This window comes from Paenibacillus sp. FSL R5-0527 (assembly GCF_038008055.1).
Lineage (GTDB): Bacteria > Bacillota > Bacilli > Paenibacillales > Paenibacillaceae > Fontibacillus > Fontibacillus macerans.
In genome coordinates this window covers 618,574-632,913 of the sequence record NZ_JBBOYI010000001.1, presented here as the reverse complement: position 1 = coordinate 632,913, position 14,340 = coordinate 618,574, and the positions used below count along the sequence as shown (strand labels likewise).

Sequence of the window (14,340 nt, the reverse complement as noted above, 5' to 3'; positions counted from 1 at the left end):
TTCTGTTCCATAAACCAGCTCACGGTTTTAGGAAATCAACACTCGGGTTAGAAATACTTCCGAGGGGCTTTTTGGTCTTTTTGTAGCTGCAACTTGGCGAATTCAAACATCTATATGAACTACAAGAAGATTCTTCTATTATATTGAGGTGAACTGGATTGTCTAAAATCATTGCCATAGCGAACCAAAAGGGAGGCGTCGGAAAAACGACGACTTCTGTTAATTTGGGAGCTGGACTTGCTGCGATTGGAAAAAAGGTGCTGCTGATCGATATTGATCCGCAGGGGAATACGACCAGCGGCGTTGGCATCAATAAAGCGGACGTAGCCAACTGTATCTACGACGTCCTTATTAATGAAGTACATCCTAAAGAAGCGATTGCGCATACCGAAATCGAAAATTTAGATATTATCCCTGCGACGATTCAGTTAGCCGGCGCAGAGATTGAGCTTGTGCCTACGATTTCCCGCGAAGTCCGTTTGAAGAAATCGCTTCAGCCGGTTCGCAGCTTGTACGATTACATTCTCATCGATTGCCCGCCGTCTCTCGGCATTTTGACGATTAATTCGTTAACGGCCGCCGACTCCGTGCTTATCCCGATTCAGTGCGAATATTATGCTTTGGAAGGGCTAAGCCAGCTTTTGAACACGGTTCGTCTGGTACAAAAACATTTGAATACATCACTGCAAATCGAAGGCGTGTTGTTGACCATGTTCGATGCGCGCACCAACCTTGGCATTCAGGTGATTGAAGAGGTTAAAAAATATTTTCAGCAAAAGGTATACAAAACGGTTATTCCGCGCAATGTCCGGTTGAGTGAGGCGCCTTCTCATGGACAATCGATTATTACTTATGATCCACGCTCTAAGGGTGCGGAAGTATATTTAGAGTTGGCAAAGGAAGTGGTCTCTTATGAGTAGCAAACGATTGGGGAAAGGATTGGACGCTCTCATACCGTCGCTTTCTATTCAAGACGATGACAAAGTCATTGAGATTCCTCTCAACCAGCTTCGTGCCAATCCGTATCAACCACGCAAATCTTTCGACGAAGAAGCGATTCGGGAACTGGCTGAATCCATTCGCCAGCACGGTGTGATTCAGCCGATTATCGTGCGCAGTGTGCTGAAAGGTTATGAAATCATTGCCGGCGAACGGCGGTTCCGGGCTTCGCAATTCTGCGGGAACACGACGATTCCGGCGGTAGTAAGAACTTTTTCCGACCAGCAGGTTATGGAAATCGCGCTCATTGAAAACTTGCAGCGGGAAAACCTGAATGCGATGGAAATCGCGGTAGCTTATCAGGGGTTGATGGATCAGTTCCAGTTGACCCAAGAGGAGTTGTCCCTGAAGGTAGGAAAATCCCGCTCCCATATCGCCAACTTTTTACGGCTGTTGACCTTGCCGGATGAAGTCAAAGATTATGTTTCACGTGGAACATTGTCGATGGGACATGCGCGTGCATTAGTTGGATTAAAGGACCCGGCAACGATCAAACAGTTGGCCAAACAATGTATTGATCATGAGTGGAGCGTTCGCGACCTGGAGGAAGCTGTTCAGCAGCTTGATCGCAAAAAACAGGAAAAACCAAAAAGCACCAACAAAAAGCGGGATCCTTATATCGAAGAAGTAGAGGAAACTTTGCGTGAACGGTATAAGACGACCGTTAAAATCAAAGCGAACAAGGAAAAAGGAAAAATCGAGATCAATTATTATAGCTTGCAGGACTTGCAAAGAATCCTTGATATGTTGAGTTAACCGGGCGATGACATATTCATCTTTTCTGTGAAGCGGCTTGCTTTGAAGGGAAGAGGGGTATGTCATTCTTGGTCTGGCGGAAAAGACTTGGGGAGGATGTGGGAGACATATGAGAGACAATCCGGTGGTATACCTGGATCATGCAGCCACATCTTGGCCAAAACCTCCTGGGGTAGGAGAAGCCGTGTTGGAAATACTAACTGGACCAGCTGCCAATGCGGGGCGCGGAAACCATAGTATGGCGCTGCAAGCGGGGCGGGTAATGTACAAAACACGAGCTCAGCTTGCAACTTTGTTTCATATCTCAAATCCCAATGACATTGCATTCACCTCCAACGCAACCTCGGCCTTGAACATGGCAATCAAAGGATGGGTCAAACCGGGGGATCATGTCATCGCCACGATGGTCGAACATAACTCGGTGAGAAGGCCGCTTGAATATTTACGGCGAACTCAAGGCGTGGCTGTAGACTATGCAAAAGTAAATTCCCGGGGCGAAATCGACCTTGATCAAGTCCGGTCCATGTTTCGTTCCAATACAAGACTGGTCGTGTGTACGCATAGTTCAAACCTGCTAGGATGCATTTTGCCCGTAAAGGAGTTAAGCGCCATAGCTCATGAACTAGGGGCGATACTGCTGCTTGACGCTTCGCAAACGGCCGGATCCTATCCGATCGACGTCCAGGATTTGGGGATTGATATGCTGGCGTTTCCCGGACATAAGGGGCTTTTGGGACCGCAAGGGACCGGGGGACTATACATCGATCCGGATGTTGACTTGGAACCTTTGCTGCACGGCGGCACAGGGAGTCAATCGGAGGAGCCCGAGCAGCCGGCGGTTCGGCCGGACCGCTATGAGGCCGGAACGGGCAACGCGCCGGGGATTGCCGGTCTTGGAGCTGGAGTTGGTTATGTGCTTAAAGAAGGAGTCCAAAATCTATTCCGCAGGGAATGGGCTTTAACGCAAAAATTAATGGAGCAACTGCTCGCCGTAAAAGGCATATCCTTATTGGGCCCGGAGCTGGGGAAGCCGCGTACGGGGATCGTGGCGTTTACGATTGCTGGACATGAAGCCTCCGAGCTGGCTTTTACACTGGACCGGGAATTCGGTATCGCCGTGCGGGCCGGTTATCATTGTACGCCGCTTGGACATGAGACGGCTGGAACATTGGAAGGCGGAGCGGTTCGGGTCAGCGTGGGGTACAATACGACAAATGCCGATGTCGAGGCGCTCATTGCGGCGTTGACATCGATCACAAAGTCATCATAGGCATAGGGGAGTAGACATTAGCATGCGGGATTGGAATGATCTCATCTTCGACCAGTTGTTTTTGGTCGTTGGCGTATTTATCATTTTGTTGGTTTGGTTGTTCGTTTGGAACTTGATACAAGGCAGTAAGCTGCGGAAAATGAGAAAAAAATACGATTTGATGATGAAGGGAACCGGCGTTGAAGATCTGGAGAGCCTGCTAATTGATTTGAAAATGCAGCAGGACAAAATCGAAGATGTTCAGGAAACTCAGGCTCGGCAGCTTGACGAATTACAGCGGCTGATGCCGAAGCAAAAAGCGAAAATCGGAATTAAACGCTACAATGCATTCGGTGAACGCGGAAACGACCTGAGCTTCTCGATTGCGTTTATTAACGAGGAACAGGACGGAGTTGTTCTTACCGGGCTTTACAACCGCGACGGCTCCTATGTATATGCCAAATCTTTGTCGAAGGGCGAATCAACGCATGCGTTATCCACGGAAGAACGGGAAGCTATTGCTCTCGCCGCGATAAAGGAGTAAGGTTCCGGTTCCATTCTTTGATTGCGGTGTAAACGCAATTGGCAATGATGTCCGCTAGCCGCATCACAAGACTAAGCCGTGTGTTTTGCAATACAAAATACTCCATGAAGCCGCCGACATTGACGATGCCCGTGAGATGGATATCGCCGACCGGCGGCAGTTCTTTATTTACCCCCGCGCCGGGGCGGAGCGGCCCTTGCACGACCTGGATCGATCCGACGCTCGACGTTTGGCCAAGGCAGGCGTCAATGCCGATAATAAACGGGTCGGCGAAAGTCCGGTCGATGAGTTCGAGCGTGTCTTTGAGATTCATGGCATGAACGGGTTCATCGAGCGTCCCGAATAGATGGAATTCCGGGCTATTATATTTTGCGAGAGAAGTGCCTACCAGGGGGCCAAGGCAGTCTCCGGTCGAACGGTCTGTCCCAATGCAGATGATGACGATCTCCTGTCCGGGAGTGATTTCGGCAAAATGCAGAAGCAGACGATGAATGATGGCGGAATGAATCCCTGGTTCCGTATGGGCGATTTTTAAATACGGCATTGGTTGGCCTGAGATTGACGGTTGTAGCTGTGACATGGAATCTCCCTTTCCTCGAGTAAAATAACGTCAAAGACAGCTCGTAGATTTAGTAGATAGTATATGGAAGAAACGGGGATTATATACTCGGACTAAAGTCATGATTCAAAAAAGGGGGGACGACGGTGGGGGAAGCGTGGCTGGTGATGGCTTTTGATTCAACCCAGCAGGCGTTGCGAGCCGAAATGCTGTTGGAATATGCCGAGGTAGACATCGACCTGTGTCCGACGCCCAAGGAGATAACCGCAGGCTGCGCCTTATCGATTCGATTTCCGTCAGAGGCTTTGGAAAAAGTGAAGAGGATCATTCGCAGCGAAACGGTGGAAATTCGGGGCATTTACTCGCCGCGGCCGATGGGCTATGATAGCATAGAGCTATAATCCGTCAGGGATTGTGCGAAAGGATGATAGATGCAATGTGGTTGGAGATGGCAACGGATGAAATGCTGAATGCCGCCGTTACCTGGAAGGATAAGGTTTGGAACTGGTTTGCGGATATGGATATGTGGCAAGGCGTGCTGATTTCCGCATTAAAAATACTGCTTATTTTTATCTTAACCCGCTTATTTGTAAAAGTGATCTACCGTTTGATCGACCGCTCCTTGGAGCGAAGGGAAAAGAACCGGCTGCAAATGAACCCCCGCAGACTGGTGACCGTAGGGGAGTTAATGAAAAATGTAACGTCCATTACGGCGAATTTTATTTTGTTGATGCTGGTGCTGGGGGAAATCGGTTTTGAATTGGGACCGTTATTGGCCGGCGCCGGTGTATTGGGATTGGCGATCGGGTTTGGCGCACAGGCTTTGGTTAAAGATGTGATCTCTGGCTTTTTCATTATATTGGAGGATCAATTCGCGGTGGGAGACGTCATTCAGACCGGCAGCTATAAAGGAACGGTGGAGATGATCGGCCTGCGTTCAACGCGGCTGGTCAGTTGGACCGGCGAGGTGCACATTATTCCGAACGGTTCGATCATCAATGTGACGAACTATTCGATCGGAAACGCGTTGGCCGTTGTCGATTTGACGTTTAGCCAAACCCGCCGGCTGGAGGAGAGCATGGAGCTGCTGAAAGCCGCGATGGAGAAGCTAAAGCAGAGCCATCCGGAGTTTTCCCAGGCGCCAAACGTGCTTGGCATCCAATCCATGTCCTCCAGTGAATACGTCATTCGGATCGCCGCGGAATGTCCGCCGTCGAAACGTACGGAGGTGGAACGGCTGATTCAAACCTTCGCCAAGGAGGCTTTGGAGGATGCGGAGATGGGGAGAGGGACTGCAGTAAGCCGATAAGTTGGCAGAGTTAAGGCAAGGAACTAATGCATGCAGAAAGGAGCAGGGCCATGGAGCGAAAATCTTTTCAATTGGGCGATATTGTACAAATGAAAAAAAATCATCCGTGCGGGAGCAACGAAATGGAAATCATCCGCATGGGGATGGATATCCGTATTAAATGCGTAGGCTGCAAGCACAGCGTGCTGGTGCCTCGCGCCAAGTTCGAAAAAAACATGCGCAAGGTGCTGCGTTCTGCGGCGGCAGAGCAGGAGACGGGGCAGCAGCCTCCTGAGCAGACGGATTAAGGGCCTTCGGAAGCATAGGGTTACACGTGTAAACCAAATCGTAGAACAGTTCACCCGGCTGCCCGTAGGCATCCGGTTAATCATTAGTTCAACTTATAGAGCTCCCGGCAGAGGTGATTCGACGTTTATGGCGCTGAATGCGCCTCTTTTTTACATAATTTGAACAAAAGGCTCGCATTTCCTTAATATATCGGCAGTATGCTAAGTTCAGAACGGGGAAGAGGTGAGAAGCATGAGTGGCTACCCAATTATCGCCTCCATTACTCAAGACATCATGATCTCTGCTGCAGTTGACGGTAAAGTCGAGCGCGTTATTTTGATGGCGGGCAACATTATGACGCTGGATGAGATCGTCAAGCAATTGCGCAAAAAGAACAAACAGATTTATGTCCACGTCGAAATGGTGGGTGGGATCGGCCGGGATGCCTCGGTGATCGAGTATTTAGCCGAAATGTTCGCCATCGACGGCATTGTCACGACGAAAAGCAACATGGTCGTCGCGGCCAAGCAGGTTGGTATCAAGTCGATTCAACGGGTATTTGCAATCGATTCGGCAGCAGTGGAAACGGCGATTCGCATGATCCAGCATTGCGAGCCGGATGAGGTGGAACTCATGCCCGGACTTATGCCGCGTATTATCCGCGAGTTCAAGCAGAGGATCGGCCAGCCGTTGATAGCGGGAGGGCTAATCCGCAATCAGGAGGAGATTGACACGGCCTTCCGAAGCGGAGCCAGTTATGTGTCGATCGGGAATCCCGATTTCTGGAACGATTTTGCTATCGGCAGCATGCCGAAGCAGCCTTCGTCCCAAAAGTGAATGATGCCTAAGAGTGGAGACGCCTCGGAAAACCCAAAAGCAGCCTTCCTTGCTTAGATGTGCACGGTGTAGGTTGTTTTTTTGTTTTCGGCGGTTTTTGCTGTTTTGGCTGAGGATGGGATTTACATAATTTGGATGTTGTTTGTTTTGCGTTATTCTATTGCATTGGTACAAGATCTATGATATAATAAAATTCGCTGTGGAGAGGTACCCAAGAGGCCCAAGGGGGTTGACTCGAAATCAACTAGGCGTCGCAAGGCGTGCGTGGGTTCGAATCCCACCCTCTCCGCCATAATTATTTAAATATAAGGTAATGAACCGAACTCCTTACGTATAAAGTAAGGGGTTTTTATTTATAAAATTCAACATTTATAGAGACAAAATCAGCTTAGCCGCTGTTGCTTGGCTCGAACAGTTAATTGTAAATCATACAACTAACTTTACATCAATTTATCTGATTATTCGTTTAATTGCATTTCATGCAACTGCTTCGTGTCTTTTTGCCTTTCCTTCGGAAGATAGGCGAGTAATTGCAGGTTTTGCACTTAATCAAGCGTTGTATCAGCATTTCCGGATAAGTAACTGTATACTTTACAACTATTCCCTTAGAACAAAAGAGTACTGAAGAAGAAAGTAGGCACGTATTTCAAGTTGCGAAAGTTGAGATAAAAATAACCCGGAAATTTTTTTCCGGGTTGTCCTACATTTAATTAACCTTGAAACGTGGAGTGTTGAGATGCAGTGTTTGGTTTTTGGGCAGCACTGACCATGAGCAGAATCCCTGTAATAATGTGCATGATCATGCCTACTACAGGAATCCAGCCGATAACCGAGGTTACGATCCCCAGTACCGAACCATAGATGGGTTCATTGTTCTTCTTGGAAAGAACCAGGGTAATAATATGTAGGATGAACATAACAAACAACGGAGTCCAGTATAAACCAAGAATAATAGCTCCGCCCAGGACCGGAATCCCCAGGAAAATTTCAAAGGCCCCCGTAATCCATTTTAAAATGCGAGATGAACTCATTGACAATCCCTCCTGAAATTTGGAACTAGTTCATTGTGGCTATAAAAAACAAAAGAAAAAGGACCCTTGCAGGCCCTTATTGGTTGACGGTGAACTAACTTTTAGAAATCTTTTCACACAAGCCAGAGAAATCATTCGATACTGCCTTAGTATACGTAGGTCTTCGAAGAGAGGGCTTTTCCAACCTGTACTCTTACGCTTTCTTGACTTCAAAGTCAGTTGACCAATCCGTTCATTCGGAGCGAACGGTCCTACATTCCGGAGCTCCAGTATGACGCTAACGGTTGTGATTGAGCTTATTTAGCCGAAAAAGCAGGACTTCAATTTCTAACGGTTGTAATCGCGCTTATTTGGGCAAAAAAGACTCAAATCCGCAGAAATACGGCAAATAAGCTCTGTCGCAACCGTTAAAATTATTTTCCCCTACATTTTAGCGAAATAACGTCGTTCACAACCGTTAGAATGACGACCCCGCTATTTTGAAACGATAAAACGCCAGACTGGCAGAATCTCACTGCAGCTTGGCGTTTTTATGCATTCACACAACTTGTTATCACGCAACTTGTTATCTAAGGAGCTAGCAGGAGGGAGGTCGCGACAAAAAAACGCAAACCCTAAAGCCCCAACCTCCAAAATTAAAGAAGGACCCTTGCGGGCCCTTCCTGGTTGACGGCGAACTGGATTTTTGGAAATCTTTTCACACGAGCCAGAGAACCATTCGATACTGCCTTAGCATACGCGGATTGGAGAAGAGGGGTCTTACCCAACCCGCGCTCTTACGCTTCTACAAGCAGTGACAAGATACTCCTGATGGTTTGTTTCCTGCGGATTGATCCAACGGAACCACACCTCTCTTGCTCGCCGTCTGAGTATATTATGTGCGGGTGGCCGGTTTTTATACGGAGAAAAAAATTGGAAATTCGTGATTAATGAACGCGTGCTTTTTCTTCCTTTTTCCACTTCCGGTTTTTGTTCGTGGTTTCCGGGAATTTGTCGCCCTTTTCAAGAGTTATCCGCTTGGGGTTTTCAATTTGCGTATGGAAGCTGCGCGCTTCGCCGACCTCAACGTATACGCCGGGGTTCGGAGCCCGTTGCCCTTCTTCAAATTCGGTTTGTTCACCCATTGCCGCTTGCCGCCTCCTTTAAGTTCCTTTGAGGAATTTTATGAAACGTTCTTAGGTTATGTGGCGGAATTCTAATTTAAACCCAAAGTCCGATTTACAAATTATAGAAAAAATAGTACTATAAGCAAGGAAACTGGAATATTAAATTGAGTTTCCGTGTGGGTAGAAAATAATTGGTGAATGGAGGGAGGCAGGCTGCGGGAACGGATAATCGAAACAGCTTCTCAGCTTATTGGCCGGCATGGTCTGCGGAGGTTTACGCTTGACGATTTGGCCGCACAGCTTGGCATCAGCAAGAAAACCATATATAAGTACTTTTCGGGCAAGGACGAAATTATTTCTGTCTTTTTCGATGAGGTGTTGGGGAGTGATCGAACCAGTGCGCTTCAGGAAATGGATAAAGCTAAGGAATGGCGGGATCGGTTCCGGGCTGCCGTATTTTCCTACCATAAATATAAATTGCCTTTGCCCGTTATCGAAGAAGCCCGCCAGATCTATCCCCGGGAATGGGAAAAGGTCGAGGCCTACCGCCGCTTTAAAGTGCGGCTGCTTACCGATTTATTGAACGGGGCAGTGCGGCAAGGATTGCTGAGACCGACGATTCGTCCGGAAATTCTCATTTTTATGATCGAGAAGACGAGTTCCATCATCTATGAGCACCAGTTTCTCCATGATCATGGTCTGACCTTGAAACAAGCTTGGGAAGAAGTGTATCAGGTTCTGATGAAAGGAATTTGCGAATAAAGGGATGGTACAAAGATGATTACGAAACAGCGCTTGACCGGGCAATTGTATGAAGATTTCAACGCTTTTCGTGAGTCACTTGCCGACATTGAAATAACACAACAAAATTTACTGATGTCCATCATCCGTAAAAATGAATCGACTGAAGTAGGGCGGAGATACGGGTTTGCCCAAATGCGCGAGGCGGATCAGTATCGCCGGGCCGTACCGGTCAGAAGTTATAACGAATACGCCCCCGATTTGGAAGAGGCGCAGCGGAAGCCGGGGGTGTTAACCCGCGATCCGATCTTTTATTGGGCCAAAACCAGCGGTTCGTCCGGCACGGCCAAGCTGATACCGCATACCCGGGAAAGCCTTGATCAGTGGTCTCGCGCCGCCATGCGGAATTTAATCGGGTATATGGAGTCCGGCGGCGGCTTATTATTGCCGCCCGACGGAAAGGTTTTATCGACGGCGGGGCCGCGAAGGGTCGGGGAAATCAACGGGGTACCGGTCGGCTATATTTCCGGCATCATGAGTTCCTACAACCCAAGGCTGAGGGATATTAATCCGGTCCCCGATTCGGTGATGGAGCTTGAAGATTACGACCGCAGAATGTTTGAAACGGCCAAATACGCGCTAAAGCACAATATTGTCGGCATTGGCGGGATTACCAGCTTCTCGCTGAACTTATTGAATTATATTAAATACCGGAGCGGCAGCTTATTTTCCCGCTTGCCCGAATACCGTGAGACGGTGCGGGCGGCGATGGGAGACGACGGCAGTATCGATTTGCTGAAGCTATGGCCCAACTTCCGGGTGATGTTGTCTACCGGCGTGCTTTACGATACGTTTATTCCGCAAATCCGGCAAGTACTGGGCGACGGTGTATGGGTCAGCGACTTTTATTCCGGCACCGAAGGGGCATATGGTTGCGTTTATTCCGAGCAGGACCCGGGGCTTACGCTGAACGCGGATTTGTATTACTTTGAATTTCGCGATCCGGAAAGCGGCAGCGTGTGTCCTTTGGCGGACGTGAAGCAGGATGTACCGTACGAAATGATCATTACGGGCTCTAATGGGCTGTACCGCTATACGACTGGTGATGTGGTAAGATTCGTGTCGGCTGATCCGCCGCAGATCAAAGTTGTCGGACGGACGGTGTCCATGGTCAACTTAACGGGGGAGAAGCTGAACGAAGCGGAGATTGCCCAGGCCGTTAATCAGGCTGCCGCCCGGCTCAAGCTGAAGGCGGGGCCTCATCTGTTTTTCGGCTGGATGGACCGGGATTGTTTTGTCCACCATTGTCTGGGGATTGAAATGAAAGAGGTTCTATCGCCGGAGACCATGAACGAATTCATGGACGCCTTTGCGGCGGCTTTGAAAGAGGTCCGCATCGCCTACCGCAATTATTCGCGAACGATCATTAAGCCGCCCCATTATGTACAATTCCGGCCGGGGACGTTCGCCGAGTTGGAGCGGCAAAGAAGCGAACAAACGGGAATCACGGGCCATATTAAAGTAAAAGCGGTAGTTACGCCGCAATTTTTCCGCGAGCATATCGATAAATCCTGGATCATCCATCAAAATATGCCGCAAGATTGGGAGCAGACGATGCAATGAACGGCACCGGCAAACACAAGACAGAAGGTTTCACAAGAGCAGGGCTTGCCTTTTTGCTAATCCTTAGTACCGCGGTCAGCATCCGGCAGGTTGCGATGACAATGGTGATGCCGTTTATATCGGTGTATTCCAAATCGCTGAGCGGATATACGCCGACCCTCGCCGGGGTGGCGCTGGGCGTTTTTGGGCTGGCGCAGGCCGTGTTTCAGATTCCGTTCGGATTATGGAGCGATAAAATCGGAAATAAAAAAGTCATATTGATCGGATTTGCCCAGGTCATCGTCGGGCTTGTCCTCGCTTATTACGCCACCAGCATCTACTGGCTGATTGCAGCCCGCGCCCTTCAGGGGAGCGGCGCGGTCATAGCCGTGGTATTTTCCTGGATATCCGCCGGATTGGACGAACGGCTGCGTCTGAGAGCGATGAGCATCGCGAGCGCCAGCATCGGCTTTGCCGCTGCGGCTTCGTTTGCCTTCGGGCCGATGGTGCACCGGATATTGACCGTCAACGAAATGTTTCTGGCGTGCGCCTTCATTATTACTGTAAGCTGGCTGCTCATTTTGTTCTTTTTAAAGGAGCCGGAGAGGGAGCCAGGAGGGGCGGCGGCAGGCCGGCCCGCGGGGGAAAACGTTCCGTCCGGTTTAAAACCGCTGATGAAGAGTTTACTGAAAAATACGGCCTACTTAAAATTAAACGCGGCTGCTTTCATCAACAATTATGTTATGGTGGCCGTGTTTTACATCGTTCCGATGGATCTGCAGACCATTACGGGAACGGACGGAATGTGGAAGGTGTTTATGCCTGCGGTGGCCGTAGCGATTATTGCTTTGAAATTTTCCGGCCGAATCGCGGCCAAAGGGTACCGCTTTATTTTGCTGCAAGCTGCTTTTTTGCTCTGCGCCGCCGGCATCGCTTTGTTCTACAAGCCGAGCTACGGGTTTATTTTGGCGGGCAGCGTATTGTTTATGGTTTGTTACATTTGCGTATCCACGATCGCCCAAAGCTGCGTCAACGATATGGCCGATGCCGGTTATCGGGGGACGACCAACGGAATATTCAACAGCATCCAGTATCTGGGGTCATTTATCGGCTCGCTCGTTACGGGCGCCGCTTGGGAAATCGGACCCCATCTCGCGCTGGCCATTACGCTGGCGGTCGCCGTCTTGGGGATTGCCGTGATGCAGGGGACTTACGGCACGAAGTCCAGTAAATTCAAAGATTTGACGGCTGCGGGGAAAACGGAAAGCCAGGGCGGCCGTTAAAGCGCCGCGTTCTATATCCCGGGGCCGTTTGGGCTCTCTTTAGGCTTGCACTTGCAGTGGCCCGGGCAATTTGGTATATTAATATGGTGCGAGTTTACGCTCGCTCCTTGCTCCTAAGCGCAGCAATTTAGGGGCCATAGTCCAAGAGGAGGTGAATCAGATGCGCAAATATGAAGTGATGTACATTATTCGTCCTGACGTTGAACAAGAAGCTGTTCAAGCTACAGTCGAAAAATTCCAAGGCATCATCCAAAACGGCGGTGAAATTACCAAACACGACGTGTTGGGCAAACGCCGGCTTGCGTATGAGATTAACAAGGTTCGCGACGGAATTTACGTGCTCGTAAATTTCACGGCTGCCCCTGAAGTGGTTGCCGAGCTTGAGCGGATTTTGAAGATTTCCGACGAGGTTATCCGTTATCTCATCACGAAAGACGTAGCCTAATTGTTCAAGTTTGAGTAAACACTTCCCGAAGGAGGGGATTTGATTGTTGAACCGTGTCATTCTAATCGGACGTCTTACCCGGGATCCCGAGCTTCGCTATACGCCTTCCGGCGTGGCGGTGACTCAGTTTACGATTGCGGTGGACAGACCGTTCACCTCGCAGGGAGGAGAACGGGAAGCGGATTTCATTCCGGTGGTCACCTGGAGGCAGCTCGCTGAGACTTGCGCGAACTATTTGCGCAAAGGACGGCTTACCGCGGTGGAAGGACGTATTCAAGTACGGAATTACGAAAATAACGAAGGCAGACGTGTGTACGTCACCGAAGTTATTGCCGACAATGTCCGTTTCTTGGAATCGAACCGCGAAGGCGGCTCGGGTGGCGGAGGCGGCATGCGGGAGGAGTCTCCGTTCGGAGGCGGTGGCAGCGGCAGCGGTGGCAACAACCGTGGCGGCGGCGGATTCTCGCGCAGCAATCAAGATGATCCTTTCTCCGATGACGGGAAACCGATCGACATTTCGGATGACGATTTGCCATTTTAATTACGGAAAGGACTGAAAAGCATGAGCTTCAAACAAAGAGAAGGCGGAGACGACAAGAGACCGGCTCGCCGCGGCGGCCGCAACAAACGTCGTAAAGTGTGCTACTTCACTGTGAATAAAATTACTCACATTGATTATAAAGACACCGAGTTGCTGAAGAAATTCATCAGCGAACGCGGCAAAATTTTGCCGCGTCGTGTAACGGGCACCAGCGCGAAATACCAACGCCTTTTGACGGTTGCCATCAAGCGCTCTCGTCAAATCGCATTGCTTCCTTACACTACGGAGTAATCGGCAAGCTGAAAACGGCAGCCGGAACCTACATGGTTCCGGCTGCTTTTTTTGTGAATATACATTTTCCGGCGGAGTAGAGGGCGATACCTGGATATGTCGGATTCAGCGGCAATATTGAAGTTGTTAATCTGGGACCCGTGAAGAATGTGACTGTCCATTACACGACAGATGACACAAATTGGTATGATACGAGTGCGTATTATGTAGGTCCGACAGATGTAAACCATGAGAAATGGCGTTTTAGCATTTCCACAAATGATTCCACAACAGAACATTCTGAGTTGAAGAATCTGAGATTCATAAAATTCTCAATCAAATACGAAGTGAATAACCAGAGCTATTGGGATAACAACGGGTCAGCGAATTATTACAATGAAGTGAATAGTACAGTTCCCCTTAGATCCGTGATTTTGGGATCACCAAATGTGCTTAACGCCAATAGTACTCTGAGCAATGGTGAATTTAGCGGAAATATCTATGTGAAAAACCTGGATCCTACGAAAATCATGAAGATACGGTACACAACGGATGATTGGGCAACGACTCAAGAGGGCTACGCCACTTATAATGGCTCCTTGAATAATCTCAATAGTGTTGAAAATTGGAACTACAGTTTCAATGTTCCGGGTGCTACCAATGTTAAATATGCGATTTCGTATACAACCGGTGGGCAAACGTATTGGGATAATAACTATGGCCATAATTACGAGGTATTCTAATTCATTCTATATACAACAAAAGCAGGATCACAGGCGGATTATTGTTCCGCTCTGTGAT

The 14,340-nt window shown here is 49.0% G+C and carries 18 protein-coding genes and 1 tRNA gene; 16 read left to right on the top strand and 3 right to left on the bottom strand.

The features are described 5' to 3' along the window. The first annotated feature begins 158 nt into the window (after positions 1-158). From NYE69_RS02910 to NYE69_RS02895, 4 genes are all read left to right on the top strand, one after another. Entirely contained in the window at positions 159-920 is a 762-nt protein-coding gene (locus tag NYE69_RS02910; protein ID WP_036618232.1) for a ParA family protein, read from the top strand. Continuing rightward, entirely contained in the window at positions 913-1,755 is an 843-nt protein-coding gene (locus NYE69_RS02905) for a ParB/RepB/Spo0J family partition protein (RefSeq protein ID WP_036618233.1), read from the top strand. The genes NYE69_RS02910 and NYE69_RS02905 overlap by 8 nt, the downstream gene beginning before the upstream one ends. Before the next feature lie 109 nt (positions 1,756-1,864). Next, positions 1,865-3,025, top strand: a complete 1,161-nt coding sequence (locus tag NYE69_RS02900) for an aminotransferase class V-fold PLP-dependent enzyme (RefSeq protein WP_328271538.1) — start codon at positions 1,865-1,867, stop codon at positions 3,023-3,025. 22 nt (positions 3,026-3,047) lie between these two features. Beyond that, positions 3,048-3,548 (top strand): DUF4446 family protein, encoded by a 501-nt coding sequence (locus NYE69_RS02895; RefSeq protein ID WP_036618235.1) that lies wholly within the window; start codon positions 3,048-3,050, stop codon positions 3,546-3,548. On the opposite strand, the gene yyaC is transcribed toward NYE69_RS02895, so the two are convergent. Then, positions 3,520-4,128: a spore protease YyaC gene (yyaC, locus tag NYE69_RS02890; protein ID WP_036618236.1), complete on the bottom strand. Its 609-nt coding sequence runs from the start codon at positions 4,126-4,128 to the stop codon at positions 3,520-3,522. The genes NYE69_RS02895 and yyaC overlap by 29 nt on opposite strands. Before the next feature lie 146 nt (positions 4,129-4,274). Between yyaC and NYE69_RS02885 the strand changes: the two genes are divergently transcribed. From NYE69_RS02885 to NYE69_RS02865, 5 genes are all read left to right on the top strand, one after another. Next, positions 4,275-4,508, top strand: a complete 234-nt coding sequence (locus tag NYE69_RS02885) for a DUF3343 domain-containing protein (protein WP_036627213.1) — start codon at positions 4,275-4,277, stop codon at positions 4,506-4,508. 35 nt (positions 4,509-4,543) lie between these two features. Next, complete coding sequence (locus NYE69_RS02880) at positions 4,544-5,416, top strand: mechanosensitive ion channel family protein (protein ID WP_328271537.1); 873 nt, start codon at positions 4,544-4,546, stop codon at positions 5,414-5,416. 50 nt (positions 5,417-5,466) lie between these two features. Then, positions 5,467-5,703 (top strand): DUF951 domain-containing protein, encoded by a 237-nt coding sequence (locus tag NYE69_RS02875; protein ID WP_316560444.1) that lies wholly within the window; start codon positions 5,467-5,469, stop codon positions 5,701-5,703. Positions 5,704-5,935: 232 nt separating this feature from the next. After that, the gene (locus tag NYE69_RS02870) at positions 5,936-6,520 is read left to right on the top strand and encodes a glycerol-3-phosphate responsive antiterminator (RefSeq protein WP_340923712.1); all 585 of its coding nucleotides are present in this window, start codon (positions 5,936-5,938) and stop codon (positions 6,518-6,520) included. A 201-nt stretch (positions 6,521-6,721) separates the two neighbouring features. Then, a tRNA-Ser gene (locus NYE69_RS02865) sits at positions 6,722-6,812 on the top strand. Positions 6,813-7,230: 418 nt separating this feature from the next. Here the strand turns inward: NYE69_RS02865 and NYE69_RS02860 are convergent. Both NYE69_RS02860 and NYE69_RS02855 read right to left on the bottom strand, forming a co-directional pair. Beyond that, positions 7,231-7,551: a hypothetical protein gene (locus tag NYE69_RS02860; RefSeq protein ID WP_340923708.1), complete on the bottom strand. Its 321-nt coding sequence runs from the start codon at positions 7,549-7,551 to the stop codon at positions 7,231-7,233. Positions 7,552-8,477: 926 nt separating this feature from the next. Then, the gene (locus NYE69_RS02855) at positions 8,478-8,675 is read right to left on the bottom strand and encodes a YjzC family protein (RefSeq protein WP_036618241.1); all 198 of its coding nucleotides are present in this window, start codon (positions 8,673-8,675) and stop codon (positions 8,478-8,480) included. A 180-nt stretch (positions 8,676-8,855) separates the two neighbouring features. Here NYE69_RS02855 and NYE69_RS02850 point away from each other — a divergent pair, with 180 nt between their 5' ends. The 7 genes from NYE69_RS02850 to NYE69_RS33610 all read left to right on the top strand — a co-directional run bounded on the left by NYE69_RS02850 (position 8,856) and on the right by NYE69_RS33610 (position 14,282). Then, positions 8,856-9,419 (top strand): TetR/AcrR family transcriptional regulator, encoded by a 564-nt coding sequence (locus tag NYE69_RS02850; protein ID WP_340923703.1) that lies wholly within the window; start codon positions 8,856-8,858, stop codon positions 9,417-9,419. 15 nt (positions 9,420-9,434) lie between these two features. Then, positions 9,435-11,021 carry a GH3 family domain-containing protein gene (locus NYE69_RS02845; protein ID WP_340923699.1) on the top strand — a complete coding sequence of 529 codons (1,587 nt, stop codon included), beginning with the start codon at positions 9,435-9,437 and terminating at the stop codon, positions 11,019-11,021. Further along, positions 11,018-12,283 carry an MFS transporter gene (locus tag NYE69_RS02840; RefSeq protein ID WP_340923694.1) on the top strand — a complete coding sequence of 422 codons (1,266 nt, stop codon included), beginning with the start codon at positions 11,018-11,020 and terminating at the stop codon, positions 12,281-12,283. Before NYE69_RS02845 ends, NYE69_RS02840 begins: the two co-directional genes overlap by 4 nt. 160 nt (positions 12,284-12,443) lie before the next feature. After that, entirely contained in the window at positions 12,444-12,728 is a 285-nt protein-coding gene (gene rpsF / locus NYE69_RS02835; RefSeq protein ID WP_036618247.1) for a 30S ribosomal protein S6, read from the top strand. A gap of 43 nt (positions 12,729-12,771) precedes the next feature. Next, positions 12,772-13,269 carry a single-stranded DNA-binding protein gene (gene ssb / locus NYE69_RS02830; RefSeq protein WP_340923689.1) on the top strand — a complete coding sequence of 166 codons (498 nt, stop codon included), beginning with the start codon at positions 12,772-12,774 and terminating at the stop codon, positions 13,267-13,269. 21 nt (positions 13,270-13,290) lie between these two features. Next, complete coding sequence (rpsR, locus tag NYE69_RS02825; protein WP_082207605.1) at positions 13,291-13,560, top strand: 30S ribosomal protein S18; 270 nt, start codon at positions 13,291-13,293, stop codon at positions 13,558-13,560. Between the two features lie 86 nt (positions 13,561-13,646). Further along, a complete protein-coding gene (locus tag NYE69_RS33610; protein WP_445744813.1) occupies positions 13,647-14,282 on the top strand; it encodes a hypothetical protein in 636 nt (211 codons plus the stop codon). The last annotated feature ends 58 nt before the right edge of the window (positions 14,283-14,340 follow it).